Source organism: Streptomyces sp. NPDC005438, assembly GCF_040606315.1.
Lineage (GTDB): Bacteria > Actinomycetota > Actinomycetes > Streptomycetales > Streptomycetaceae > Streptomyces.
Genome location: NZ_JBEXEP010000010.1, coordinates 45,896 through 71,702 on the forward strand (window position 1 = coordinate 45,896; position 25,807 = coordinate 71,702).

Annotated in this window: 22 protein-coding genes; 8 read left to right on the top strand and 14 right to left on the bottom strand. The window is 72.8% G+C overall.

What is annotated here, in order from left to right; genetic code table 11:
- Nucleotides 1-61: 61 nt before the first annotated feature.
- Both ABZT14_RS20580 and ABZT14_RS20585 read left to right on the top strand, forming a co-directional pair.
- Complete coding sequence (locus ABZT14_RS20580) at nt 62-478, top strand: hypothetical protein (RefSeq protein ID WP_356304826.1); 417 nt, start codon at nt 62-64, stop codon at nt 476-478.
- Nucleotides 478-1,965 (top strand): MFS transporter, encoded by a 1,488-nt coding sequence (locus tag ABZT14_RS20585; protein ID WP_356304828.1) that lies wholly within the window; start codon nt 478-480, stop codon nt 1,963-1,965. The genes ABZT14_RS20580 and ABZT14_RS20585 overlap by 1 nt, the downstream gene beginning before the upstream one ends.
- Before the next feature lie 232 nt (nt 1,966-2,197).
- Here ABZT14_RS20585 and ABZT14_RS20590 read toward each other — a convergent pair whose 3' ends face one another.
- The 4 genes from ABZT14_RS20590 to ABZT14_RS20605 all read right to left on the bottom strand — a co-directional run bounded on the left by ABZT14_RS20590 (nt 2,198) and on the right by ABZT14_RS20605 (nt 7,800).
- Nucleotides 2,198-4,090: a tetratricopeptide repeat-containing glycosyltransferase family protein gene (locus ABZT14_RS20590; RefSeq protein WP_356304829.1), complete on the bottom strand. Its 1,893-nt coding sequence runs from the start codon at nt 4,088-4,090 to the stop codon at nt 2,198-2,200.
- Nucleotides 4,087-5,352: a hypothetical protein gene (locus tag ABZT14_RS20595; protein WP_356304831.1), complete on the bottom strand. Its 1,266-nt coding sequence runs from the start codon at nt 5,350-5,352 to the stop codon at nt 4,087-4,089. The genes ABZT14_RS20590 and ABZT14_RS20595 overlap by 4 nt, the downstream gene beginning before the upstream one ends.
- Before the next feature lie 118 nt (nt 5,353-5,470).
- Entirely contained in the window at nt 5,471-6,817 is a 1,347-nt protein-coding gene (locus tag ABZT14_RS20600) for a polysialyltransferase family glycosyltransferase (protein WP_356304833.1), read from the bottom strand.
- Entirely contained in the window at nt 6,814-7,800 is a 987-nt protein-coding gene (locus tag ABZT14_RS20605) for a glycosyltransferase family 2 protein (RefSeq protein ID WP_356304835.1), read from the bottom strand. The genes ABZT14_RS20600 and ABZT14_RS20605 overlap by 4 nt, the downstream gene beginning before the upstream one ends.
- A gap of 500 nt (nt 7,801-8,300) precedes the next feature.
- On the opposite strand from ABZT14_RS20605, the gene ABZT14_RS20610 reads away from it, so the two are divergent.
- The 6 genes from ABZT14_RS20610 (at nt 8,301) to ABZT14_RS20635 (ending at nt 15,495) form a co-directional block, all read left to right on the top strand.
- Entirely contained in the window at nt 8,301-9,518 is a 1,218-nt protein-coding gene (locus tag ABZT14_RS20610; protein WP_356304837.1) for a S8 family peptidase, read from the top strand.
- Nucleotides 9,519-9,986: 468 nt separating this feature from the next.
- On the top strand, nt 9,987-10,061 hold the full coding sequence (locus ABZT14_RS20615; protein ID WP_356305163.1) for a putative leader peptide: 75 nt from the start codon (nt 9,987-9,989) through the stop codon (nt 10,059-10,061).
- A gap of 554 nt (nt 10,062-10,615) precedes the next feature.
- Complete coding sequence (locus ABZT14_RS20620) at nt 10,616-11,512, top strand: TauD/TfdA family dioxygenase (protein ID WP_356304839.1); 897 nt, start codon at nt 10,616-10,618, stop codon at nt 11,510-11,512.
- Between the two features lie 127 nt (nt 11,513-11,639).
- Nucleotides 11,640-12,209: a winged helix-turn-helix domain-containing protein gene (locus tag ABZT14_RS20625; RefSeq protein WP_356304841.1), complete on the top strand. Its 570-nt coding sequence runs from the start codon at nt 11,640-11,642 to the stop codon at nt 12,207-12,209.
- 148 nt (nt 12,210-12,357) lie between these two features.
- The gene (locus tag ABZT14_RS20630) at nt 12,358-13,821 is read left to right on the top strand and encodes a glycoside hydrolase family 30 beta sandwich domain-containing protein (protein WP_356304843.1); all 1,464 of its coding nucleotides are present in this window, start codon (nt 12,358-12,360) and stop codon (nt 13,819-13,821) included.
- A gap of 195 nt (nt 13,822-14,016) precedes the next feature.
- Nucleotides 14,017-15,495: an FG-GAP repeat protein gene (locus ABZT14_RS20635; RefSeq protein ID WP_356304845.1), complete on the top strand. Its 1,479-nt coding sequence runs from the start codon at nt 14,017-14,019 to the stop codon at nt 15,493-15,495.
- Between the two features lie 847 nt (nt 15,496-16,342).
- Here ABZT14_RS20635 and ABZT14_RS20640 read toward each other — a convergent pair.
- From ABZT14_RS20640 to ABZT14_RS20685, 10 genes are all read right to left on the bottom strand, one after another.
- Entirely contained in the window at nt 16,343-17,107 is a 765-nt protein-coding gene (locus tag ABZT14_RS20640) for a sirohydrochlorin chelatase (RefSeq protein WP_356304847.1), read from the bottom strand.
- 12 nt (nt 17,108-17,119) lie between these two features.
- Nucleotides 17,120-18,037 carry an ABC transporter permease gene (locus tag ABZT14_RS20645; protein ID WP_356304849.1) on the bottom strand — a complete coding sequence of 306 codons (918 nt, stop codon included), beginning with the start codon at nt 18,035-18,037 and terminating at the stop codon, nt 17,120-17,122.
- A complete protein-coding gene (locus ABZT14_RS20650) occupies nt 18,024-18,815 on the bottom strand; it encodes an ABC transporter ATP-binding protein (RefSeq protein ID WP_356304851.1) in 792 nt (263 codons plus the stop codon). Before ABZT14_RS20650 ends, ABZT14_RS20645 begins: the two co-directional genes overlap by 14 nt.
- Nucleotides 18,816-18,852: 37 nt before the next feature.
- Nucleotides 18,853-19,929 (bottom strand): aliphatic sulfonate ABC transporter substrate-binding protein, encoded by a 1,077-nt coding sequence (locus ABZT14_RS20655; protein WP_356304853.1) that lies wholly within the window; start codon nt 19,927-19,929, stop codon nt 18,853-18,855.
- A 238-nt stretch (nt 19,930-20,167) separates the two neighbouring features.
- On the bottom strand, nt 20,168-21,541 hold the full coding sequence (locus ABZT14_RS20660; protein WP_356304855.1) for a GTP-binding protein: 1,374 nt from the start codon (nt 21,539-21,541) through the stop codon (nt 20,168-20,170).
- Nucleotides 21,541-22,488, bottom strand: a complete 948-nt coding sequence (gene cysD, locus ABZT14_RS20665) for a sulfate adenylyltransferase subunit CysD (RefSeq protein ID WP_356304857.1) — start codon at nt 22,486-22,488, stop codon at nt 21,541-21,543. Before cysD ends, ABZT14_RS20660 begins: the two co-directional genes overlap by 1 nt.
- Nucleotides 22,485-23,060 carry an adenylyl-sulfate kinase gene (gene cysC, locus ABZT14_RS20670; protein ID WP_356304859.1) on the bottom strand — a complete coding sequence of 192 codons (576 nt, stop codon included), beginning with the start codon at nt 23,058-23,060 and terminating at the stop codon, nt 22,485-22,487. The genes cysD and cysC overlap by 4 nt, the downstream gene beginning before the upstream one ends.
- A complete protein-coding gene (locus tag ABZT14_RS20675) occupies nt 23,060-23,767 on the bottom strand; it encodes a phosphoadenylyl-sulfate reductase (protein WP_356304861.1) in 708 nt (235 codons plus the stop codon). The genes cysC and ABZT14_RS20675 overlap by 1 nt, the downstream gene beginning before the upstream one ends.
- The gene (locus ABZT14_RS20680; protein WP_356304863.1) at nt 23,764-23,979 is read right to left on the bottom strand and encodes a hypothetical protein; all 216 of its coding nucleotides are present in this window, start codon (nt 23,977-23,979) and stop codon (nt 23,764-23,766) included. The genes ABZT14_RS20675 and ABZT14_RS20680 overlap by 4 nt, the downstream gene beginning before the upstream one ends.
- A 57-nt stretch (nt 23,980-24,036) precedes the next feature.
- On the bottom strand, nt 24,037-25,734 hold the full coding sequence (locus ABZT14_RS20685) for a nitrite/sulfite reductase (protein WP_356304865.1): 1,698 nt from the start codon (nt 25,732-25,734) through the stop codon (nt 24,037-24,039).
- Nucleotides 25,735-25,807: the final 73 nt, after the last annotated feature.

Sequence of the window (25,807 nt, forward strand, 5' to 3'; positions counted from 1 at the left end):
TAGTGACCGTTGGTCTCTAATGGGTTAGGGTCACCTCACCTAGCATCGAGGAGGAGTGAGGATGAGCCGCGTCACCGACACCGCGCTCGCCCGGTGGCCCCTGGTCACACTGGACGTGGGGCAACTCGACCCCGTGACCGGGGCCCGCCAGGTGGGCGAGGTCCTGACCGCCGCACTGGAGCGCCGTGAACCCTTCAGCGCCGTGATCCGTATGCCCGAGGACAGGCCGCGCGGGATGGCCGGCGCCGGCGAGCGGGTGCGGCTGCTGAAGACCCTCCGCCCCGGCCTACGGGAACGCTGCGCCGGTCTCGCGTTCGTGCTCTCGCCCGAGGCGCAGCGGGCCAACGCCAAGACGATCAGGGCCGGCGCGAAGGTGTGGGGCTGCCCGACCACGGCCACCGACGACCCGGCCGCCGCCCTGGCCTGGGCGCGACGGCGACTGGCCCCGCTGACGCCGGGCACTGGTGAGGAGTACTGATGTGGGTCCTGGCCGGCCTGACGGCCGCCGTGGTGTTCGTCTCCGACAGGTTCGGGCGGAGCCGCTCGGGGCGGGCCGCCGGCCACGGCGCGGTGGCGCTGTTGCTCGCGGCCTTCGCGGTGGCGATCGCGCAGACGATCGTGCTCGCCGCGCTGGCGGTGTTCGCCCGCCAACTCGACGTCTCCGCGACCGGTGCGACCTGGCTCCTGACCGCCTTCATGCTCGCCTCCGCTGTGGCGACACCGGTGGCGGGGCGGCTCGGAGACCTGTTCGGCCACCGGCGGATCATCGTCACCGGTCTCGCACTGCTGCTGGTCGGCTCCCTGGTGGCGGCGGTGGGCACCCAACTGGACCTGTACGCCGGAGTGGTGGCGGGCCGGGTGCTCCAGGGGCTCTCCGGGGGCGTCTTCCCCTGCGCCTTCGGGCTGGCCCGTCAGACCGTCCCCGCCGCACGGCTGGGAGGTGTCATCGCGGCGCTCTCCGCGATGTTCGGGGTCGGTGGGGCGTTCGGCATGGTCGTCGCCGGTCCGCTCGTCGATGTCGCCGGCCCCGCCGCGCTCTTCTGGTCGCTCGCGGTGCTGGCCCTGCTGGCCTTGGCGGGGGTGCTCCGGGTGCCGCCGCCCCGGGGTCCCGTCCCGTCCACGGGCCGGGTCGACCTGACCGGCGCGCTCCTGCTCGCGGGCACACTGGTCGCCCTTCTGCTGGCCCTCAGTCAGGGCCGCGCGTGGGGTTGGTCCTCGCCGGTGATCGTCACGTTGTTCGTCACCTCGGCCGTACTCGCCGCCGCGTTCGGGTTCGTGGAACGGCGCGTGGCGGCACCGCTGGTCGATCCGCGCCTCCTGACCGGGCCACGACTGCTCACCACCAACGTCGCCACCCTGGTGGTCAGCGCGGGGATGTTCGCGGCGGTGACGCTCCTACCGCTGTTCGTCCAGACCCCCACCGCCCTCGGCTACGGCTTCGGTTACTCCCCGGCCCGCACCGGGCTGTTGATGGCCCCCATCGCCGTCGGGATGCTTCTCGCCGCGCCGCTGGCGGCACGGATGTCGCGCGCCCGGGGGCCGAAGACCACCTTCCGCTCGGGTGCCGTCCTCGCGACGCTCGCCCTGAGCGGGCTCGGTCTCCTCCACCAGCACCTCCCGGAGGTGCTGGTCTGGGGTGCCCTTCTGGGGCTGTCCTACGGTCTGGTCTTCGCCTCGCTCGGCGGCCTGGTCGTCGGTGCCGTCAAGCGGGAGCAGACGGGCTCGGCCACCGGGGTCAACACCATCCTGCGCACCGTCGGCGGTGCTCTCGGCTCCGTACTCGCCGCCGTCGTCGTGGCGTCGTCCGCGAGTGCGCCCGGACAGCCGCCCCGGGAGTCGGGCTACACGACGGGATTCCTCGTCGCCGGCGCGATCGCCCTCTGCGCGGCTGCCGTGACCTGGCGCCGTGGCACCACCCAGCCCGACCCCGAGGCCCACCACGCGGAACTCGGCGGGGGCCGCTGAACCACGGGCGGCGTCAACTCGCCGTTCCGCCGCCCCAGTTCACGGGGGCCGGACACGCCCCGGACGTACGGCCGGCCCCGACCGCCGGGCCGGCCCGGTCCGGGGTGCCACTGTGGTCCTACGCCCGAGGGTGGTCGGACCGGTCCCGATCCCGCGCGGCGTCCTGGCGCCGACCGTGATCCGGCGCGAGGAACACACCGGTCGGCCCCTCCCGGGCGGGACCGTCCCCGCCCTACGTTCCCAGTGGGCCGTGCAGGGCGGCCAGGTTGGCCCGGGTCACCTGCCAGAGCAGCTCCTGCCGGTCCCGTACGTCGGCGACCGCCGCGTCCTGGTCCCGCAGCACGGCCAGCGCCCGCTCGCACAGCCGCTCCGCCAGCCGGGGGTCGTGCACCGACAGCCCCCACTCGGGGCGGTCGATGTCGTCGAGGAAGTACCCCAGCTTGGGGTGCGAGACCAGGCTCAGGATCGGGGTGCCGCAGCCGAAGGGGATCATGCCGGCGTGACCGCGCATCCCGATCACCAGCCGGGCCCTGCGGAAGACGTCCCGCACCTGGTCGTTGTCCCGGTCGTACAGCGGTTCCACCGGCAGGGTCAGCCCGTGTTCGCGTCGCAGGTCGTGGACGAACCGCTCGTCGGCCACCATGTGGGGCGCGTACCGGACCTCGGTGTGCCGGCGCAGCGTCCTGACCGCCCGGGCCATCCGGGCCAGGAAGCCGGCGTAGTCCCCCTGGAAGCGTGAACCGGCGCGGTCGTAGGCGCAGTTGAGCAGGACGTGGTCCGCGCGTTCGGTGACATCGGTCCAGCCCGGGGTGATCCGCCGGGTGACGGTGGTGGGGCAGGGCTGGTAGACCACCCGGTCCCGCAGCTCCTCCGGGAGCAGCTCCCGTACCCGCTCCACCGAACCGTGGTTGCGCAGCCCCACGAAGGTGGCCCGCTCCACCAGGGTGGTGAGCGAGTCCCGGAAGCGGTCCCGGTGGTAGCGCTGCCCGGGGAAGAGGTTGAACCCCACCGCGAACACCACCAACGGCACCCGCAGCGCGCGCAGTGCCCGGTCCGGTACGTTCCACTGCCAGGCGCTGTTGCCGTTGGGCCAGGTGTCGGGCAGGAACAGTCCGCCCCCGCCGACCACCACCCCGGCGCCGGCGTTGGCACGTTCCAGGGCGGCCCCGTCGAACAGCCGGTGCGCCTGCACCGAGGACCAGTCCCGTTCCCCCAACCGGTGCTCCAGACAGTGCCGCACCGCCTGGGGCAGCACCTTGTCCCCGGCGTTCTCCTGTCCACCGGCGTACAGCGCCACATGGGTCAACCGCCCCGCACCGGCGGCCGGTTGGTCCCCCTCGGGCGCCCACTTCGGGGCCGCCTCCCGGACGTACAGCGCCCGGCAGGTGCGGTTCACCGGCTCGGCGTCCAGCCCCTCCCCGGCGTAGTGGCGGGCCCGCTCGTCCTCGCCGCGCAGCCAGGCCAGCCGGGCGAGTTGGCTGAACGCCCGGGGCGCCACCTGCGGGGAGGCGGAGGCCAGCAGCAGATGGGTCTCGGCCTCCTCGTGACGGGAGAGGGCCATCAGAGCGCTGCCCAGGGTCTCGTGGAAGCGCGGTTGGTCGACCCCGGGGGTGACCCGTTCCAGCACCTCCACGGCCTCCTCGTAGCGGCCCCGCTCCCGCAGTACCAGGGCGGCGGCCCGGGCCAGGTCGACCGTGGGCCGGTGTTCCAGCAGGGGCCGGGCGAAGTGCCACAGCAACTCCGGGTGCCGCGCCCCGGGCAGGGCGCAGTAGCGGGACCAGAACGCGGTGTCGCCCAGCTGGTACGGCTTCCGCTGGTCGACCTCCGGGTCCCGGACGACGGCCCGCCCGGGGGCCATCAACCAGTGCGGCTCCAGCGGCACCACCTCGGCGTACGCCGTCACCTCGCCGCCCACCACGATCCGGGGGTGCAGCCGGTGCAGGGCCGCCCACCCCTCGGGCGGCAGGTCCAGGTCCGGCAGCAGCAGGTCCTCGCACACCGTGGGGTTGGTCAGCGCCATGCTCCGCAACAGCTCCGGCAGCCGCTCCACCCCGGCCCGGTCGGTGGGGCACCAGAAGGCCCGCCCCCGGCCGGTGCCCCCGGTGTCGTGTCGGTGCCCGCTCATCGGACGGTCACCCCCGGCCCGTGGCCCTCGACCCGGTGCGCGGCCACCCACTCCCGCTCCCGTGCCGCGAGCCGGGGTTCGCCCCACAGCTCGACCCGGGGGCTCACGTCGAGGAAGCACAGCAACCGCAGTACGGAGTAGGCCACCCCCGGTTCGTCCCCGTCCTCGGGCGGCTGCTCGGCCAGCAGCAGGGGATCGGTCACCGGATGCCGCAAGGAGTCGTCGCCCAGCCACTGTTGGGCACCGGGCACCACCCGCCGTAGCGCCTCCCGCCACTCGGCCAGGGGGCCGCCGCACACCAGCCGGGCGGTGACCGGGCGGTCCCAGCAGGTGGTGGAGCGGTACGACACCGCGTGCAGGTCGGCCCGGTCCCGGGCGGGGAAGTCACCGCAGCGCACCACCACCGCCTCGTCGGTCAGCGCCTCGGCCGGCGCCGGCCCGACGACCACGCGCACCACCCGTCCGCTCACCAGCTCCCGCAGCTCCGGTACGCCCATCGGCCGCACCCCGCCCAGTGAGGGGTCGGGCAGCCGCCCGTGGGCCAGCAGCCGGCAGTAGGTCGCGTACGACTCGGCGAGCCGCCGTACCTCCGGCCGGGCCGCGCCCCGTGCCGCCAGCACCTCCCGGAGCCCGGCGGTGAAGGCGGCGCGGACCTCCTCGCCGGGTGCCTCCTCCCGTACGAGCCGGGTGAACTCCCGGGCCCGCTCGCCCTGTTCGGGCAGCAGGTCCACCGCCTCGGCCAGCAGCCGGCGCTTCTCCCGGGTCACGGCCAGCCGGGCCTCCTCGGCGGCGCGGGCGGGGGAGGGGCCGTCGGCCAGCTCCAGGTGGCGCGCCCAGGCCTCCTCGGCCTCCCCGGCGCGGCCGAGGGCGTCCAGCGCGTGGGCCCTCAGCCGCCAGGCACCCCGGGAACGCCGCCGGCAGGCGAGCGCGACATCGGCGAGTGCGAGGGCGAGTGCCCGTTCCGTCGCGGCGTCCACCTCCAGGGCGGTCCAGCCGGCCTGGAGGGTCAGGTCGAACAGCTCGGCGCTCACCGGCTCGTCCGTGCCGGCCTCCCGGGTCCGGTGTGCCGACAGCCACCGGCCGAACACCGCGACCAGCCCGGCCTGCTGGGGGCTCGGCCGGGTGGGCAGCCCGGACAAGTACGCCGTACAGCGGTCGGCCCCCTCGGCCAGGGCCGCCCCGGTGTGGTCGGTGGACCTTCGGCGGCCCGTGCCGGGGGTGGCGCGCCGGAGCACTGCTCGTGCGGTGGTTCTGGCTGACATCGCTCCCACTCGTGACGGACGAACGTCCACCCTCCCGCCTGCCGGGCCCGGGCGGGTGACCCGGACCCGAGGGGCGGGTGAACTCCTCGCGAACGGCACCCGGACCGGCCCGGGCGGCTCAGCGCAGCTTGCGCCGTACCTTGCGGGCCGCGCGCAGGGCCGCGCCACTGCCGGGGAGTTGGCGCAGCGGACCGGGCGCGAACCCTCCGGGGAGGCCCAGGGCGGTGAGCCGGCGCCGTTTGAAGTAGCGGGCGGTCCGCTCGTCCAGCCGTTCCCGGAGCCAGTGTTCGGCCTCGGTACGCAGCCAGGGGTACCGCTCGGACTGCATACAGAAGCCGACCGTGCGCACCAGTGGGGCCACCCGCTCGCCGACTCCCGGGTCCTCGGTGACCAGGGCACCGCCCCGTTCCACCGGCGGCACCAGGGCGTCGACCAGGGTCACCGGCACGCGGTTGCTGTTCTGGTAGGGGGCGAGCCGGTCCAGCAGCAGTTCGGTACCCACCCGGGCGACGGGGATGTCGTAGCAGGCGGCGGCGGTCATCATCGCGGTGGAGAAGCAGCCGACCACCAGTCGGGGGCGCAGCTGGGCGAACACGGTCTCGGCGAGCATCGGCCGCTCCAGCACCGTCAGTTGGACGCCCGCGTCGGCGGCGGCCTTCTCCAACACCCTGGAGTAGCTGGCCGGGGCGGTGGGGTGCGGCTTGAACAGCAGCACCTCGTGCCCGTCGGCGGCGGCTCCGCGCACCATCCGGGCGTGCAGTTCCTCCTCCTCGGCCACGCTGAGGATGCCCAGGGCCGCCAGGTACTGGCCCAGCAGTACGGCGGTGGGGGCGGGGTCGTGGTGCAGCTCCTCGCCCTCGGACAGTTCCCGGAGCACCTCGCGGAAGGCGGCGGTGGGCACCAGTACGGCGGGTACGTCGAACTCCGACAGCAGCAGTGGACGCAGCCCGGGCACCAGGTCCAGGTGCAGCAGCCGTTGGACGCGGCAGGCCGTGGCCGGGGGGAGCTTGTCCCGGGTGGGTCCGTAGCTCATCAGCCCGTCCGCGTAGACGTGGATGTCCGCCTCGGCGAACAGCGCGCACAGCGTCCTGGCCGGGCTGACGTGGACCGACTCCACGACCAGTTCGACCGGTCCGTCACCCAGGTCCCAGGCCAGCCGCAACAGCCGTTCCCACACCGGGGAGTCGTTGGGGGAGGGGTGCCAACCGCTGGGGTGGTGGGGCCGGATGGTCTCGTTCCAGTCGACCACCTGGTCGAAACGGGCCGCGACGCGGGACCAGCCGGCCATGTCGGACAGGTGGCCGGCGGTCTCGGGCACCGCGGCGTTCTGGGACACCAGCAGCACCCGTCGGCCGGAGTCGGGCGGGCCGAACAGGCCGGCGTCCAGGGCCGCCGCGAGGGTGGCGGCGCCGTAGAGGGTGGAGACCTCGAACAGCTGGATACGCTCGCCGGTACGGGCGTTCACGCCCCCACCACCTTCCGGGTACCGCCCATCAGTCGCCGTAGGGTTCCGCGGCGCTCCGGGTTGAGTTCGGCGAGGGTCCGTTCCAGCACCGCCCGGGGCATCCGCCGCAGCGCGGCGGCGGACTCCCGGCGCAGGGTGCGGGCGGCGGCCGGCTCGTACCGTTCCGCGCTCTGGGCGTGGAAGGCGATCATGGCGCAGTAGGTGCGGACGATCTTGGGCAGGAACCGCTCGGCCTGGGGGTGCCGCTCCACCTCACGCAGGATCAGGTCGTGGGCGGGGATGAAGTCCAGCTGTCGGGCGTCCCGGATCTGGGTGAGCGAGGTGGTCACGCCCCTGCGGTAGAAGACGCCCAGCAGTCCGGCCGCCGCGAAGGTGCGGGCCCGCAGGTGCAGTTGCCACACGAACACCCGGTCCTCGGCGGTACGCAACGAGGGGTGGAAGCGCAGCGCCCCGCCGGGGTGGTCGTCCTCGAACAGCCGCCGGTGGTAGACGCCGGCCCAGACGAAGGGGTAGTCCACCATCGTCTCCCGGTGGGCGGGCGCGACGGAGTCGAGCGGGTCCAGCACCACGCCCCGACGGGGGGCGGGGGCGCGGCGCACCACCCGTTCCGAGCCCGTGCAGCGCACGTGGTCCACGCGCAGGAAGTCGCAGTCCAACTCCTCGACGGTGCGCAGGAGTCGGGGCAGGTAGCCGGGGGCGTACCAGTCGTCCCCGTCGAGGAAGGTGAGGTACTCGCCCCGCGCGGCCTCGATACCGGTGTTGCGCGCGGCGGAGATGCCCAGGTTGGTGCGGTGGTGGAGGACCCGGGTACGCGGCAGCTCGGCTGCCGCCCGTTCGAAGAGTTGGGGCGTGGCGTCCGTGGAGCGGTCGTCCACGAGGAGGAACTCCACGTCGGGGCCGACGTTGTTGGCCAGTCCGCGGAGGGCGTCCGGCGCGAACTCCTGGACGTTGCGGCAGGGGATGATGACAGAGAGCTTGGGCACGGGTCTTCCAGACGCTGCGGACAGAGCGGGAGCAGTCGGGCGTGACCCGGCTCCGTGCTGGAGCGTAACCAGCCGTTCACCACGGCGGATGCCGCTGAGGGAACGTGGCGGTGAACTCTGCGCGTACGGCCCCCGAACCGGACCGGCCCGTACCGCTCACCCGGGGTGGGCAGTGCGTATACCACGAGTCGTGAGGCGGACGGTCCACGCCGTCATGCGGACACTCGGTCCGCGAAGCTATCGCCCGGGGCTATATACCCCCCGGACCTCGAACGTTGCCGGCACGTTGCAGCGGAACCGTCCGTTCGCCCGTACGTATCCCGACATAGCTGGCGTGGCAAGTGTTGTGTATCTCACACAACTCTCAAGCGCTTGAGCTGAGCGCGCCAATCCGACATGGTTTCGAACCAACCCGAGCGGATCTTTCGCTGGCCGTTCGGGTCGCTCGCACCTGGTGCGAGCTTCCCCCCACAACCAACACGAGGAGAGGATCCCTCGTCATGGCAACTCGCAAGCGGAGCAACAAGGTTCGTATAGGCGTCGCAGTCGCGGCAGCCGCGGCGATGACCGCCGGTGTGACCGTGATGGCCGGAGCGGCTGGCGCCGCCCCCGCCGAGGGCACCGTCTACGGCACCAACGCCAAGACCGCTATCGACGGTAGCTACATCGTTCTGCTGAAGGACGCCAAGGGCATCAAGGCCTCCGCTGAGAGCAAGGACCTGGCCAAGGAGTTCGGTGGCAAGGTCACCAGCACCTACAAGTCCGCCGTCAACGGCTTCGCCGTGAAGGGTCTCAGCGAGACCGAGGCCAAGCAGCTGGCCGCCGACAGCAAGGTCGAGAAGGTCGTCCAGAACAAGACGGTCAAGATCAGCGAGACCCAGGACAGCCCGCCGTCCTGGGGCCTGGACCGTATCGACCAGGCTGAGACCGAAGGTGACGACGCCTACAACTACCCCGACACCGCGGGTGAGGGCGTGAACGCCTACGTCATCGACACCGGTGTGCGCATCAGCCACAGCGACTTCGAGGACCGCGCCACCTACGGCTACGACGCCGTGGACGACGACGACGAGGCGGACGACGGCCAGGGTCACGGCACCCACGTGGCCGGCACCATCGCCGGTGCCGAGCACGGTGTCGCCAAGAAGGCCAACATCGTCGCCGTCCGTGTCCTGGACGACAACGGCTCCGGCACCACCGAGGGCGTCGTCAAGGGCATCGACTGGGTGACCGAGAACCACGAGGGCCCCTCCGTGGCCAACATGAGCCTCGGTGGCCCGCAGGACGAGGCGCTTGACGCCGCCGTCCAGAAGTCCATCGAAGCCGGCGTGACCTACGCGGTCGCCGCGGGCAACGAGAGCTCGGACGCCAGCACCACCTCGCCGGCCCGTGTGCCCGAGGCCCTGACCGTCGCGGCCAGCGACGACCAGGACGCTCAGGCGGACTTCTCCAACTTCGGTGAGGGCGTGGACATCTACGCCCCGGGCGTGGACATCGTCTCGGCCACCAACACCGGTGACGACGCCACCGCCACCCTGTCCGGCACCTCGATGGCCTCCCCGCACGTCGCGGGCGGCGCCGCCCTGTACCTGGGCGACAACCCGGACGCCACCCCGGACGACGTGGCCAAGGGCCTGGTGGACAACGCCACCCCGGACGCCATCACCAACCCGAGCGAGGGCACCCCGAACAAGCTGCTGAACGTGGCTGGCGAGTGACCACCGCCTCCCTTCGGTAGAGCCTTGGCTCGTACAACTTCATAAGGAAACACGTCGGCCCGGCATCCTCTCGGGGGGAAGCCGGGCCGACGGCTGTTCGGCCCCGGACCCGCGCTCCCACGCGGTACCGGGGCCGGTCCGTGGGAGGTGGGGCACAGCTTTGCCGGAGCACCCCGCCTCCGGTGCCGTCGTCAACCTCCGGTTCTCCGGGGACTGTTCGGGGCCGGCCCGTCCCACCCGCTGGCCCTCGGCGCGGGGGTTCCCCCGGGACACGGGTGCGCGTGCGGTGGGCCGTACGTTCCGGGGCGGCCTCCGGGGCCCGGCGGGTCCTCGCTCGTACGGTGACGGTTCGTCAGACAACCGGGTGGCGGTCGCCGTGAGCCATCCGTCCTTCCGCCATGCGAGACGCCCTCCGGCCGTCATTGACGAACGCCGGAGCCGGCTGGCACGCTCGGAAGCGTGAGCCTGGTGGAGATTCTTGTGACGCGTCGGCACGTCGATCTTCGACGTCATGCCAGCGCCCTCTGTGCGCGCGCCCTCTGAGCCGGCGCGCGAATCCCGCTCACTGTTTCTCGTAGGCCCGTAGCCCCGTAGTCCACGCCGCCGCACCCGGCGCCGTGTTTCCCGGTCTACGGCCACGCGCTGACGCGGAGGGCGATGCGGGTTCCGCGCCCCTCCTTCGCCGGTCACCCAGCCTGACCAGGGCCGCCCGCTGACGTTCGGGAACGCTTCCCGAACATCCGGGCACCCCGTCCCGGTCGGATCTCCACCCCCTCCGCCCTCTCCTGGGAGTTCCTCGTGTCTGTCGCCGTTTCCCCCGCCATGGGTCTCCGCGCCCCGTGGGAGAACGACGGCCGCTGTCGGCCCCGCTGTCCGGGGTGTACGCCGAAGTCGGCGCGCACGCCCGGAGCCTGAGCGCCCGTCGCGGACCTCGCGACCCCGGCGCAGCACCCCGGCGCACCACGGCCCCCGACCCGCCGGTGACGGCCCGGGACCGGCACCGCGTGCCGCGCGGGATGGCGTACCGCCTGCCACCGAGCGACCCGCACCGCAGCCGTAAGAGCAGCCACACGAGCAGCCACAGAAGGGGAACCACCATGTCCGAGAACCGACTTGAGGTCCGCCGCATCGGCGGCCGTATCGGAGCGGAGGTCCTGGGCGTCGACCTCTCCGGTCGACTGGAGCCCGGAACCGTGGCGGAGATCGACTCCGCCCTGCTGGCACACAAGGCCCTGGTCTTCCGCGACCAGCGGCTGGAGGACGAGGACCAGCTCCGTTTCGCCCGCCTGTTCGGCGAGTTGACCACCGCCCATCCCACGGTGCCCTCGGTGGAGGGCCAGCCGCACGTCCTGCCGGTGGACGCCGAGGAGGGCGTGCGCTCCAACCACTGGCACACCGACGTCACCTTCCTACGCACCCCGCCCCGGGTCAGCACCCTGCGCGCCCTCGTGGTGCCTCCGTACGGCGGCGACACCCTCGTCGCCAACGCGGCGACCGCCTACCAGGACCTGCCCGAACCGCTGCGGGACCTCGCGGACCGGCTGTGGGCGGTGCACACCAACGACCACGACTACGCCGAGCCCCGGAGCGCCAAGGCCGCCGAGCAACGGCGGATCTTCACCTCCCGCACCTGGAAGACCGCCCACCCGGTGGTGCGGGTGCACCCGGTCAGCGGTGAACGCGGCCTGTTCATCGGGGGGTTCGCCCAGACCGTGGTGGGGCTGAGCCACTCCGAGTCCCGGGACGTGCTGCGTCTCCTCCAGGCGTACGTGACCCGGCCGGAGAACGTCGTACGGATCTCCTGGCGGCCGGGCGACCTGGTGCTGTTCGACAACCGGATCACCCAGCACTACGCGCCCGACGACTTCGGCGACCTGCCGCGCGAGCTGCACCGGGTCACCGTGGCCGGCGACGTCCCGGTGGGCGTCGACGGGCGGCACAGCCACCTGGTCGAGGGCGACGACGCCGTCCACTACACCCCGGTCGCGGCCTGAACCGCGCCCCTCGGGGGACGGCCGCCGACGTCCGAACCCCACACCCCCTCACACCCCGTCACCTCCTGTCACGCCCGTTCGTTCCGACACCGCGGCCCCGAGGTGGGCCCCGTCCCAAGGAGTAGTCATGACCGTTCCGTTGTCCGAACCGCCCGCGCTGGCTGCCCGTTCACCCCGACTCCGGGTGGTGCGGGAGCGGGCCGCCCAGGCCGCCCCGGCAGGAGGGCTGTCCGGTTACCTGATCCTGGTCCCCGAGGGCGTCGACCCCCGCAGCCTGCTGGACCCCGGTGGGGTGCCCGTCGAGATCCGGCCGGTCGGCCTCGGAGGACGACCGACCTCGCCCGATACCGGCGCCACCGGGAACGAGGCCGACACCGCCCCCGACACCGGCCCCGAGGAGCCGGCGGGGGGAGGAGGTGACCCGGTCCGGGTCGACAGCGGCCGGCACCTCGCCGAGGTCGACGGCCGCCCCCTGGACCTGACCTACCTGGAGTTCCAGTTGCTGGAGCACCTGGTGCGCCACCCCCACCGGGTCCACTCCCGGGAACAGCTGGTCAGCACCGTCTGGGGCTACGGGCACATCGGGGACGGCCGCACCGTGGACGTCCATGTGGCCCGGCTGCGGCGCAAGTTGGGCCCCTCCTTCCGCGATCGCATCGTTACGGTGCGCAGAGTGGGGTACAAGTACGTCCCGTAGGCCCCCTCCAGGGACCCAACTCCCGTGAAGCCACCGGGGTTTCACCACCACGTGATCCACGGGCAACAGCGAGGGTGTCCGATGGCCCCAGGCCGTCGGACACCACCCGGGGGCCTCGTGACCGTAGGGACAGCGGAGAGGGGTTGCCGTGCCGTGGCCGGCGAAGGGGCCGAGGTCGTTGGTGGGCGGCGCCCACCCCGGGGCGGCGAGGGTGGTGCGACCCCTGGCCCGGCTGCTGGTGCTGGCGCTGGTGGCCGCCCTGCTGTCCGGCTCGCAGGCCGGTGCCTCCGAGGTCACCGTACGGTCCTGGGTGACCGACGGTGAGGGCACCCGGGCGCTGAGCCCCGCCCCGCCCACCGACTTCGACGCCGAGCGCCTGGACGACGACGTACTGGTCGACCCGGCCCGACGCGGGCAACGGTTCCAGGGCGCCGGGGCCTCGGTGACCGAGTCCTCCGCCGAACTGCTGGGCCGGCTCCCCGAGGAACGGCGCCGGAAACTGGTGACCGAGCTGTTCACCACCGAGGGCCTCGGCCTCAGCTACCTGCGCCAACCGCTGGGCGCCAGCGACTTCGTGGCCCGACTGCCGTACTACACCTACGAGGACGAGCGCGGGACGTTCTCCGTGGCCAGGGACGAGAAGGCGATCCTCCCCCTGTTGCGCGAGGCCCGGAGGGTCAACCCCGGGCTGCGGATCATGGCCTCCCCCTGGTCCGCCCCGGCCTGGATGAAGGAGAACGGGACCCTCTCCGGCGGCCGGCTGAGCCCTGACCACTACGACGACTTCGCGGACTACCTGGTCCGCTCCCTGCGCGCCTACGCCAAGGCCGGGGTGCCGGTGCAGGACCTGAGCGTCGCCAACGAGCCGATGTTCGAGGCGATCTACCCCTCCATGGCGATGTCCTCCGGCCAACAGGCCCGGCTGCTGCGGGTGGTGGACGAGAAGCTGACCGCCGCCGGCCTGGACACCACCCTCTACGTCTTCGAGCACAACTGGGACCACCCGGAGTACCCGCTGGATGTCCTGCGGAAGACCTCCGACCTGTCCCGGGTACGCGGAGCCGCCTTCCACTGCTACAAGGGCGAACCCGAGCGGCAGTCGGAGGTCCGTCGGGCCGGCTATCCGGTGCTGTTCACCGAGTGCAGCGGCACCGACGGGGAGGACGGTACCCAGGACCTGGCCGCCGCCCTGCGCTGGCAGACCGAGAACTGGGTGATCCGCCCGCTCCGGGCCGGGGCGGAGACGGTGGTGCTGTGGAACCTCGCCCTCGACCAGGACGGCGGACCCCACGCGGGGTACTGCCAGGACTGCAACGGCGTGGTCGAGGTCCGGGGCGAGAAGGTGCACCGCAACGCCGAGTACTACGCCCTGGGCCACCTCGGCAGGTTCGTACGCCCCGGCGCCCGGCGGATCGCCTCCGACGGTCGGGGCCCGCACGCGCCGCACAGCGTCGCCTTCCGCAACCCCGACGGCTCCCGGGTACTGCTGGTCCTCAACAAGGGCGAGGAGGCCCGCACCTTCTCGGTGACCGAGAACGGCGCCTCGGCCCGCTACGAGCTGCCTCCCGGGGGCGTCGCCACCCTCAAGTGGCCCGGCCCGCCCACCGGTTGACGGCACCCGCCCTCCAGGTGTTCGGAGATGCCGTAGGGGTGCCGCACAACCTCCGCCCCGGCAACGTTGTCCTCTGTGCGTAGGCGTTCCCCCGGGCCGGTCGACCACGGTCGGGGCGAGCGCGCGGACACCGGAGACGGCCCCGTCCGGGGCCGCTTACCCCCGCGCACCCGAGGCACGAGGAGCAGATCCCCCTTGGCAGGTACAGCACCCCAGCACAGCCGACGACGACCCCGCCGATGGACCCTGTGGGGCGCCGCCACCCTGGTGGTCGTGAGCGGGGCCACCACCGGTGTGGTGACCGTCGCCTCGGCCGACGACGGCCGGAAGGCGCCCACGGCCGACGCACCCGACTTCAACGGCGACGGATACGGCGACCTGGCCGTCGGAGCACCGGAGACCACCGTCGCGGGAGCGAAGGAGGCCGGCCAGGTCACCGTCCACTGGGGCGGCCCGGACGGCCCCGGCAACGGACAGCGGGAGGCCGTACGACAGGGCCGTGCCGGAGTGCCCGGCACCGCCGAGAAGGGTGACCGGTTCGGCGCCTCGGTGGACACCGCCGACGTCAACGGCGACGGCTACACCGACCTGGTCGTGGGCAGCCCCGGCGAGGAACACGGTGCCGAGGGACGGGGCATCGTCACCGTCGTGTGGGGCGGAGACGGCGGACTGGACGGGGCGACCACCGTCACCAAGGACGTCGCACCGTACGGGCACCTGGGTGGCGCGGTGATCGCCCGCGACTTCGACGGCGACGGCGCGGTGGACGTGGCCTTCGACTCCCACACCGAGGAGTCCGGTGGACTGGCCTACGTCTCCGGCCCGTTGAAGCCCGGGGGGAAGCCGCAGCCGGCGAGGAAGATCGCCCGACTGTCGATGGGCGGAGAGGTGGCGCGGCTCGCCGCCGGGGACTTCAACGGCGACGGCACCCCGGAACTGGCCGCCACCGCCGGGGCCATGGACGTCCCCAGCACCGGGGTCTACGACTGGGTCAAGGGCAAGCCCGAACACCTCTGGGGCATGGCCAACCACGGCAGCTCGGTGGCGGCCGGGGACTTCGACGGCGACGGACTGGACGACCTGGCGGTGGGCGGATGCCGGGTGACCGAGGAGCCGGGCCGTTGCGGAGAGGGCGAGTCGCTGGGCGGCCGGGTGCACCTGCTGTTCGGCTCCAGGGACGAGCTGGGCGACCGGACCCAGACCGTGGACCAGGACACCCCCGGCCTGCCCGGTGGGGCGACGCGGGACGACGCCTTCGGCGCCTCCCTCGCCGCCCGCGACACCGACGGTGACGGCAGGGCCGAACTGGCCGTGGGAAGCCCCGGCAAGGCCGTCGGCAGCCAACGGGAGGCCGGCCAGGTCTTCGTGTTGTACGGAGGCGGGAACGGGTTGCTGGACTCCTCCGGCAGGGCCCGGTCCACCTTCTTCCACCAGGACACCCACCCGGTGCCCGGGAACGCCGAGGCCGAGGACGTGTTCGGCGCGGCGGTGGAACTGCGTGACCTGAACCAGGACGGCGCGCCCGAACTGCTGGTCGGGGCCCCGGGGGAGAACGAGGACACCGGCGGTGTCTGGGTGCTGCCGGGTGGCGCCGAGGGCCCACGCTCCGAGGGCTCGGTGGCTCTGCGCCCCGGTGCCGGTGTGTCCCGCTTCGGCGAGGTACTGGCCGGCTGACGCCACCACTCGGCCGGGTGGTCGGGCATCGCGCCCACCACCCGGCCTGAGGGCCGGGCTCCGGTTCGGCGCGGTCGCCGACCGCTGTCGGGGTGGGTGTCGCGTGGTCCCGCGTGGGGGGGGACTCACCAGGGCGTCACGCAGCCCCAGTTGCCGGCTCGACCCCGGCCGGGGAGCGAGCCGCCTGGGCGTACCCGCCCTGTTCGGGCCTCTCCCCGGTGGTGGCGCCCTCGCCACCAGGCCCCTTACGACGGGCTCGGGCCCACCACCGGGCCGCACCCGTGGAGGGCCGCGACCGGGGCCAACGGGACTGGTGCGCGGTGACCGCGTACGGGGCGAGCCGGTGACCCTGTCCAGCATCGGGGGCCGAGAGGTTGCCTCCATGCGGGGCGCGCGCCCGGCGTTGCTCCGACCACCCGGCCATGCGGCCCTCTTCGACCGACCGGGGTTCGCCCGTGGTGGGAGGGGCGCCCGTGGTGGGAGGGGCGAGGGGAAGGGCCAGGGGTGGGCGGTGGGTTCAGTGGACAGCCGTGTCAGGGCGGCCCCGTGCGCTCGGTCCCGCGTGTTCGAGGCGCCGGGGCGGGACCCCTGGTGCCTCGGGGCTCAGGCGGAGGCCGCCGTCCCGACCCGCCGGCTGGCTTGGGCGGCGGTGTAGCAGTGTTGGGCGAGACGTACCAACTCCGGTGCGGCGCCGAGGGCGTCGGGCATCCGGTCCGCGCCGGCCGGTTGTGCCGGGGCAAGGCCGGGGGTGGGATGTGGGTTCAGTGGACGGTCGTGTCGGGGTGCCCCCGTGCGCTCGGTCCCGCGTGTTCGAGGCGCCGGGGCGGGACCCCTGGTGCCTCGGGGCTCAGGCGGAGGCCGCCGTCCCGACCCGCCGGCTGGCTCGGGCTGCGGTGTAGCGGTGCAGGGTCAGGTCCACCAACTCCGGGCCGGCGCCCAGCACTTCGGCCACCCCGTCCGCGCCGGCCCGCCGTGCCGAGGCCACGATGCGGTCCGGCAACCGGCCCGGGGCCAGGACGTACGGGGCGACCACCACCCGGGAGGCGCCCCGGGCCCGCAGGGCGGTCACCGCCTCCTCCGGGGCGCCGTAGGGCGGGGAGCCGGTGGCGAAGGCCGGCCGTACCGCGTACCAGCCACCGGAGCGGGCCCAGTCCTCGGCCACCTCACCGATCACGGCGGCGGCCCGGGGGTCGCTGGTGCCGGCGGCGGCCAGCACCACCCCGGTACCGGACCGGTCGTGACCGTGGCCGGCCTCGCCCAGCCGCCGTTCCAGGGCCGAGACCAGCAGCGGGTGCGGGCCCAGCACGCCGGCCCGGGTGACCGTGAGTCCGGGGAGCCGGGCACAGGACTGGCGCAGCACCCCGGGGATGTCGGTCTTGGAGTGGTAGGCGTGGGTGAGCAGCCACGGCAGGGCGACCACCTCCCGTTCCCCCTCGTGCCAGAGCCGCTCCAGCAGCCCGGGCACCGAGGGGGCGTTGAACTCCAGGAAGCCCAACTCCACGCGGGGCGCGTCGGGTCGGGCCCGGAGCTGTTCACGCAGCGACCAGGCGGTGGCGGCGTGTCGGGGGTCGCGGCTGCCGTGGGCGATCAGCAGCAGGGTGGGTCGGTTCATGGGTACCGGCTCTCAGCGGCTGACCAGCAGGCCGCGACCACGCAGGACGCGGCGCTCGACGGGTGCGAACAACAGCAGCTCGACGAAGATCCCGACGAACAGGATCAGCAGGATGCTCGCCAGCACCGAGGACATGTCCTGCAACTCCCGGCTCTGCTCCAGCAGTTGGCCCAGGCCGGTGCCCAGCGAGGCGACGTTGACGATCAGTTCGGCGGCCATCAGGGAACGCCAGGAGAACGCCCAGCCCTGTTTCAGCCCGGCCAGGAAGCCCGGGAGGGCGGCCGGCAGCAGTACGTGCCGTATCCCGGCCCAGCCGGTGGCGCCCAGGGTGCGGCCGGCCCTCAGGTACAGCGGCGAGATCTGGTCCACCCCGGCGATCAGCCCGTTGGCGATGGACGGTACGGCGCCCAGCAGCACCACCGCGTAGATGGTGGCCTCGCTGAGCCCGAACCAGATGATCGCCGCCGGTACCCAGGCCACCGAGGGCAGCGACTGGAGCCCGGACAGGATGGGCCCGATGGCCGCCCGGACCCAGCGCACCCGGGCCACCAGCAGCCCCAGCGGGGCGCCGATCACCACCGAGACGGCGAAGCCGAGCGCCCCCCGGGACAGGCTGGTCCACACATAGCCCAGCAGGGTGCCGTCCAGCCACTTCTCCCGCAGGGAGGCGGCGACGTCGGCGGGGCCGGGCAGCAGGTGGTGGGGCTTGACCTCCAGGACGTAGGCGAGCTGCCACAGGGCCAGCACCAGGAGCACGGCCACCAGTGGGGGCACCGCCTTGTCCAGCAGTACCCGGCCCAACGGCGGGCGGTCGGTGGTCCGGGACTCCAGGGCGTCCAACCCGGCCTCCAGGCCGGCGAGTTGGTCGCCGCTGTCGCCCTTCGGACGGTCGGGGGTGTCCGGCCGGGAGGTGGTGTCAGTGCTGGCCATGGCGGCGGATCTCCCCCCGGAGTTGTTCGGTGATCTCCACGGACAGGTCGGCGACCGCCGCGTCCTCGATACGGCGGGGCTGGGGGATGTCGACCTCCCACTCCCGGGCGATCCGGCCCGGCCGGGAGGAGAGCAGGACGACCCGCTGGGCGAGTCGTACCGCCTCCCGGACGTTGTGGGTGACGAACAGCACCGACAGTCCGGTCTCCTCCCACACCCGGGTGAGTTCGTCGTGCAGCACGTCCCGGGTGATGGCGTCCAGGGCCGCGAACGGTTCGTCCATCAGCAGCAGCGGGCTGTTCTGCGCCAACGCCCGGGCCAGCGCCACCCGTTGCCGCATCCCCCCGGACAGCTCGTGCACCCGCTTGCGGTGCGCCCCCTTCAGCCGTACGAGTTCCAGCAGCCGTTCGGACTCGGTACGCCGCTCGGACTTGGGCAGTCCGCGCAGCCTGAGGGCCAGCTCGATGTTGCGGCCGGCGGTCAGCCAGGGGAACAGCGCGTGCTCCTGGAACATCAGCGCCGGCCGGCCGTGGGGGGTGTCGATACTGCCCCTGGTGGGCCGGTCGAGGCCGGCCACCAGGTTGAGCAGGGTCGACTTGCCGCAGCCGGAGGCGCCCAGCAGGCACACGAACTCACCCGGCCGGACGTCGAGGGTGATGTCCTCCAGTACCGACTGGGCGGAGCCCGGCCGGCCGAAGGACTTGGACACCTTCTGCAGCCGTGCCGCGTGGGCCACGGTGGGTTCCTCGGTCGTGGGCTTGACGAGTGTCGAGGCCATCGGGGTCACCTCCGGTGTGGTCGGGGTCGGCACGGGATCACTGCTGGCCCAGTCCGGCGGCGTCCACGGGCTTCTTGCCCTCCGCCCTGAGCACCTTGTTGAGGGGGCGCAGGTCGTAGATGCCGTCCAGGTCGGGCTTCTTCAACAGGCCGGCGGTGACGGCGTGTTCGGCCTCCTCGCGGAGGGTGGAGGCCAGTGGGTCGTCGGTGACGTCCACCTCCTTCACCGCCGGCTTGATGATCTTGTCGGGCAGGGCCTCGCCGGTGTCCTTCTTCAGCGCCGCGTTGATGGTGGTGGCGGCGTCGGCGGGGTTCCCGCCGATCCAGTCGTTGGCCTTCACCGAGCCGCGTAGCACGGCCTGGACCACGTCCGGGTGCTGGCGCAGGAACTTCTGGGAGACGATCACGTTGGTGATGACGAACTTGCCGTCCTTCCACAGCTTGCGTTCGTCCAACAGCCGCTTGCCCCCGACGTCCACCAGCTTGGAGGCGGTGGGCTCGGGCACCCAGGCGCCGTCGATCTCGCCCTGTTCGAAGGCGAGCGGGGTCACCTTGTTCTCGGTGCGCTGTACGGTCACGTCGCCCTTGCCGGTCTTGGCGTCGACCTTGAAGCCCTTGTCGGCGAGGTAGTTGAGCAGGGCCACGTCCTGGGTGTTGCCCAGTTGCGGGGTGGCGATCCGCTTGCCCTTCAGGTCGTCCAGGCTCTTGATCTTCTTGGGGTTGACTACCAGGGCCACGCCCCCGGAGGCGGAGCCGGAGATGATTTTCAGCCCCTTGCCCTTGGACTGGGACCAGCCGTTGATGGCTGGGGAGGGGCCGATCCAGCCGATGTCGATGGCGCCCGCGTTGAGCGCCTCGATCTCCGAGGGGCCGGCGTTGAACACCTTGTAGTCGGCCTGGGTGCCCTTCAGCTCCTTCTGGAAGAAGCCCTTCTCCTTGCCGACCAGGGCGGAGGCGTGGGTGGTGTTGGCGAAGTAGCCGATGTTGACCTTGGCGGCGGACAGCTTCTCACCCTCGGCCTTGGTGTCCTCACCGGAGGACTCCTCGGCCTGGGAGCCGTAGCCGCAGCCGACGGCGAGCAGCAGGGGCAGTACGGCCAGGGCGGTAGCGGTCACGCGGGAACGTCTGACGGGGGCGGTGAACACGGAGGCGGTTCCTTTTCGACGGTGTGGCGCCCCGGACGTTCGGGGCTACGGCTGGTGGGCGGGGGAGCGCCGGGGCGGTGCCACGGCGGTGGGCGGGATCAACGCCGGCATCGGTCGACACCTCCCTGGCCACTGCCGCGCGCGCCGGAGCCGATACGGCCGCCGCGCTGGTCGAAGGTGGCGTAGGCCACCACGGTGGGTCGCATGGTCAGAAGTCCCACCCGTCGTCGTCGGTGGGGGACTTGGCGTCCTGGTCGGGGCGGTCGAAGGCCTCACCGGCCATCCCGGCGGTCAGGGTGGTGCCGTCCACCGGGTCGATCAGCAGGAAGGAGCCGGTACGTCGGGAGCGGGCGTAGTCGTCCACCGGCAGGGGCTCGGAGGTACGGATCACCACCCGGCCGATGTCGTTGGCCTCCAGCCGCCCCGGCTCGGGGTGCTGGGAGAGGTCGCCCAGGGTCAGCCGGGAGGGGATGCCCCGGACGATGGCCTTCACGGTGCGGGTGGCGTGCTTGAGCAGTACCCGGGCACCGGGGGTCAGCGGGGTGTCGTGCAGGTGGCAGACGGTGGCCGTCAGGTCCTGGCTGGACGTCAGCTCGGCGTCGGCGGGGGCGATCAGGTCGCCCCGGGAGACGTCCAGGTCGTCCGCCAGCCGTACGGTCACCGACTGCGGGGCCCAGGCCACGTCGACCGGCTCGCCGAGCCGGTCGATGGCCTCGATGGTGGAGCCGAGGCCCGAGGGGTGGACGGTGACCCGCTGTCCGACCCGCAGCACCCCGGAGGCGACCTGGCCGGCGTACCCCCGGTAGTCGGGGTGCTCGGCGGTCTGGGGACGGATGACGTACTGCACGGGGAACCGGGCCGGATCCCGGGCGGGGTCCAGGGTGACCGGGACGGTCTCCAGGTGTTCCAGCACGGTCGGGCCGCCGTACCAGTCCATGTGGGCCGAGGCGGTCACCACGTTGTCGCCGACCAGGGCGGAGATGGGGATGGTGGTGACCTCTGGTACGCCCAGGGAGGTCGCGTAGGCGGTGAACTCCTCGGCGATGGCGGCGAACACCTCCTCGTGGTAGTCCACCAGGTCCATCTTGTTGACCGCCAGCACCACGTGCGGCACCCGCAGCAGCGCGGCCACCGCCGCGTGCCGCCGGGTCTGCTCGACCACCCCGTTGCGGGCGTCCACCAGCACCACGGCCAGTTCGGCGGTGGAGGCCCCGGTCACCATGTTGCGGGTGTACTGCACGTGGCCGGGGGTGTCGGCCAGGATGAAACGGCGACGCGGGGTGGCGAAGTAGCGGTAGGCCACGTCGATGGTGATGCCCTGCTCCCGCTCGGCACGCAGTCCGTCGGTCAACAGGGCCAGGTCCGGGGCTTGTTGACCCCGGGAACGGGACGCGTGCTCGACGGCCTCCAACTGGTCGGCCAGCACCGACTTGGAGTCGTGCAGCAGCCGGCCCACCAGGGTCGACTTGCCGTCGTCCACCGATCCGGCGGTGGCGAAGCGCAGCAGAGAGGTGGCGGACAGCGCCAGCGGGTCGGTGCCGAGGGCGCCCGAGGCGGGCGTACCGGACGCGGGGGTGCCCATCAGAAGTACCCCTCCCTCTTGCGGTCCTCCATGGCGGCCTCGGACAGCTTGTCGTCGGCCCGGGTGGCTCCGCGCTCGGTGAGCCGGGAGGCGGCGATCTCGGCGATGACCTGGTCGATGGTGGTGGCGTCGGAGTCCACCGCCCCGGTGCAGGACATGTCGCCGACCGTGCGGTAGCGCACCAGGCGGCGGTGTACCGGCTCGTCCCGGCGGGGGCCGCCCCAGTCACCGGGGGCCAGCCACATGCCGTCCCGGGAGAAGACCTCGCGGTGGTGGGCGTAGTAGATGGCGGGCAGTTCGACGCCCTCGCGGGCGATGTACTGCCACACGTCCAGTTCGGTCCAGTTGGACAGCGGGAAGACCCGCACGTGTTCGCCGGGGGAGTGGCGCCCGTTGTACAGCTGCCACAGCTCCGGTCGCTGCCTGCGGGGGTCCCAGCCGCCGAACTCGTCACGCAGGGAGAACACCCGCTCCTTCGCCCGGGCCTTCTCCTCGTCCCGCCGCCCGCCGCCGAACACCGCGTCGAAACGGTTGCCCTCGATGGCCTCCAGCAGCGGCACCGTCTGGAGCGGGTTGCGGGTGCCGTCGGGGCGTTCGCGCAGCCGCCCGTCGTCGATGTACTCCTGTACCGAGGCCACGTGCAGCCGCAGCCCGTGGCGGGCCACCGTACGGTCCCGGTAGTCGATCACCTCGGGGAAGTTGTGGCCGGTGTCCACGTGCAGCAGCGCGAAGGGCACCGGCGCCGGGCGGAAGGCCTTGAGCGCCAGGTGCAGCATCACGATGGAGTCCTTGCCCCCGGAGAAGAGGATCACCGGACGTTCGAACTCGCCGGCGACCTCACGGAAGACGTGCACCGCCTCCGACTCCAGGGCGTCCAGGTGCGACAGCGCGTACGGGCTCTCCGGCACCGCTGGGCCGGGGTCCCTGCGTTCGGCGGCCGTGGTCATGCCAGTCCCCTCTCGACGAGCAGTGACTCCAGCGCGGCGGCGGACTCCGACACGCTCTGGGTGTGGGTCTCGATCCTCAGATCCGGGTGGGCGGGCGGCTCGTACGGGTCGTCCACCCCGGTCAGCCCGCTCAACTCCCCGGCCGCCTGCCGCGCGTACAGCCCCTTGACGTCCCGGGCGGCGCAGACCTCGACCGGGGTGGCCACGTGCACCTCCAGGTAGCCGACCCCGCCGGCCTGGTGGTGCTTGCGCACCGCCTCCCGGGAGTCGGCGTAGGGGGCGATCACCGGCACCAGGGTGACCACCCCGTGGGAGGCCAGCAGCCGGGACACGAAGCCGACGCGGCGGACGTTGGTGTGCCGGTCCTCCCGGCTGAACCCCAGTCCGGCGGAGAGGAACTCGCGTACCTCGTCCCCGTCCAGCACCTCCACGCGCCGTCCGCGTGCGGTCAGTCGTGAGGCCAACTCCCTGGCCAGGGTGGTCTTCCCGGCGCTGGGCAACCCGGTCAGCCACACGGTGGCTCCCTGCTCCATCTCCCGCTCCCGGTGGGTCGTTCGGTCGTGATCGGTCATCAGCCGTGCAGTCCGCACTCGGTCTTGCCGGTACCGGCCCACCGTCCGGCGCGGGCGTCCTCCCCGGCCCGCACCCGACGGGTGCAGGGGGCACAGCCCACGGAGGCGTAACCGTCCTCCAGCAGCGGGTTGGTGAGCACCTGGTGCTCGGCCACGTAGGCGTCCACGTCCGCCTGGGTCCAGCGGGCGATCGGGGACACCTTGACCTTGCCCCGGCGCTCGTCCCAGCCCACCACCGGGGTACCGGCACGGGTGGGGGACTCGTCCCGCCGCAGCCCGGTGGCCCAGGCGTCGTACCCGGCCAGGCCCTGTTCCAGGGGCCGCACCTTGCGCAGCGCGCAGCACAGGTCGGGGTCCCGGTCGTGCAGGCGGGGGCCGTGGCGGGCGTCCTGCTCGGCCACGGTCAGTTCGGGCCGCAGGGTGACCACGGTGACGTCCATGACCGCCTCGACCGCGTCCCGGGTGCCCAGGGTCTCGGGGAAGTGGTAGCCGGTGTCCAGGAACACCACCGGCACCCCGGGGAACACCCGCGAGGCCAGGTGGGCGACCACCGCGTCCTCCATGGAGGAGGTGACGCAGAAGCGGGACCCGAAGGTGTCGGCCGCCCAGCGCAGGACGTCCAGCGCCGGGGCGTCCTCCAGCTCCCGGCCGGCCTCCTCGGCGAGGGCGCGCAGGGTCCGGGCGTCCCGTCGCACGGTGGTGGTCATCGTTCCTCCTCCGGCGCCGCTCCCGGGGTCGCTCCCGGGGTCGGAGTCAGCCCCGAGGCCAGCAGTCCGAGGAAGGCCAGCCGGAAGGCGCGGTTGCAGGCGGCGCACTCCCAGGCCGCTCCGGTGCCCTTGGCGGCCGGGGCGGCCTCGGAGGGACGCAGGTCCTCGTCGCCGCAGTACGGGCAGTAGAAGGGCGCGGCGCGTTCACTCATGGCGGGCCCCCGTAGGGTTCGACGGGTTCGGGGGGCTCGACGGGCGCTGGTGGGCGGTCACTTGAGGGCCCCCTCGTCGGCGCGGGCGGCCCACTGGGAGAAGCGTTCGCCCTCCTCGCGGTCCTCCTGGTAGGCGCGCAGGACCCGCTCGATGTAGTCGGGCAGCTCCCGGGAGGTGACCTTGAGTCCGCGTACCTTGCGGCCGAAGCCGGGTTCCAGTCCGAGCGAGCCGCCCAGGTGGACCTGGTAGCCCTCGACCTGTTCGCCCCGGTCGTCGGTGACCAGCTGGCCCTTGAGCCCGATGTCCGCGACCTGGATGCGGGCGCAGGAGTTGGGGCAGCCGTTGATGTTGATGGTCAACGGTTCGTCGAAGTCCGGGAGCCGGCGCTCCAGTTCGTCGATCAGGTGCGAGCCGCGCGCCTTGGTCTCGACGATGGCCAGCTTGCAGAACTCGATACCGGTGCAGGCCATGGTGCCGCGCCGGAACACCGAGGGGGTGGTGGTCAGGTCCAGGGCGTGCAGGCCCTCGGTGAGCGGGGTGACCTGGTCCTCGGTGACGTCCAGGATGAGCATCTTCTGCTCGACGGTGGTCCTGACCCGGCGTGAGCCGTGCTGTTCGGCGAGGTCGGCGATCTTGCCGAGGGTGGTGCCGTCGACCCGGCCGACCCGGGGGGCGAAGCCCACGTAGAAGCGGCCGTCCCGCTGGGGGTGTACGCCGACGTGGTCCCGCCACCGTTCAAGGGGGGCCTCGGGCGCGGGGCCGTCGTGCAGCCGGCGCAGCAGGTACTCCTCCTCCAGCACCCGCCGGAACCTCTCCGGTCCCCAGTCGGCGACCAGGAACTTCAGCCGGGCGCGGTTCCGCAGTCGCCGGTAGCCGTAGTCGCGGAAGATGGACACCACGGCCTCGTGGACGTCGGCGACCTCCTCCACCGGCACCCAGGCGCCCAGCCGTACCCCGATCTTGGGGTTGGTGGACAGTCCGCCGCCCACCCACACGTCGAAGCCGGGCCCGAGTTCGGGGTGGTGGACGCCGACGAAGGCCACGTCGTTGATCTCGTGCGCGACGTCCAGCAGGGGCGAACCGGAGACCGCCGACTTGAACTTCCTCGGCAGGTTGGAATACGCCTTGTTGCCGACCACCCGCCGCTGGATCTCCTCCACGGCGGGAGTGCCGTCGACGATCTCGTCGGCGGCGATGCCGGCGACCGGGGAGCCCAGCACCACCCGGGGGGTGTCCCCGCAGGCCTCGGTGGTGGACAGGCCCACGCCCTCCAGCCGGCGCCAGATCTCCGGTACGTCCTCGATGCGGATCCAGTGGTACTGGATGTTCTGCCGGTCGGTGATGTCGGCGGTGCCCCGGGCGAACTCCTGGGAGACCTCGGCGATCACCCGCAGCTGCTGGGTGGTGAGTTGGCCGCCGTCGACGCGGACGCGGAGCATGAAGTACTCGTCGTCCAGCTCCTCCGGTTCCAGCACTCCGGTCTTGCCGCCACTGATGCCGGGCTTGCGCTGGGTGTACAGGCCCCACCAACGCATCCGCCCCCGGAGGTCGGCCCCGTCGATGGAGTCGAACCCCCGCTGGGAGTAGATCGTCTCAATACGCGTCCGCACATTGAGACCGTCATCGTCCTTCTTGGTCTGCTCGTTGGCGTTCAGCGGCGTCAGGTGTCCCGCTGCCCACTGCCCCTCGCCACGATGCCGGCCCGCCTTGCGGCGCGCGGGGGTGCGAGGGGTCGGGGCTGGGGTGTCGGCCATGGCGGTTCGTCCTTCGGGCTGACGGGGATGGGCGGCTCGTCCTGGCTGGTACAGCTCTGACCTGCACCTCAAC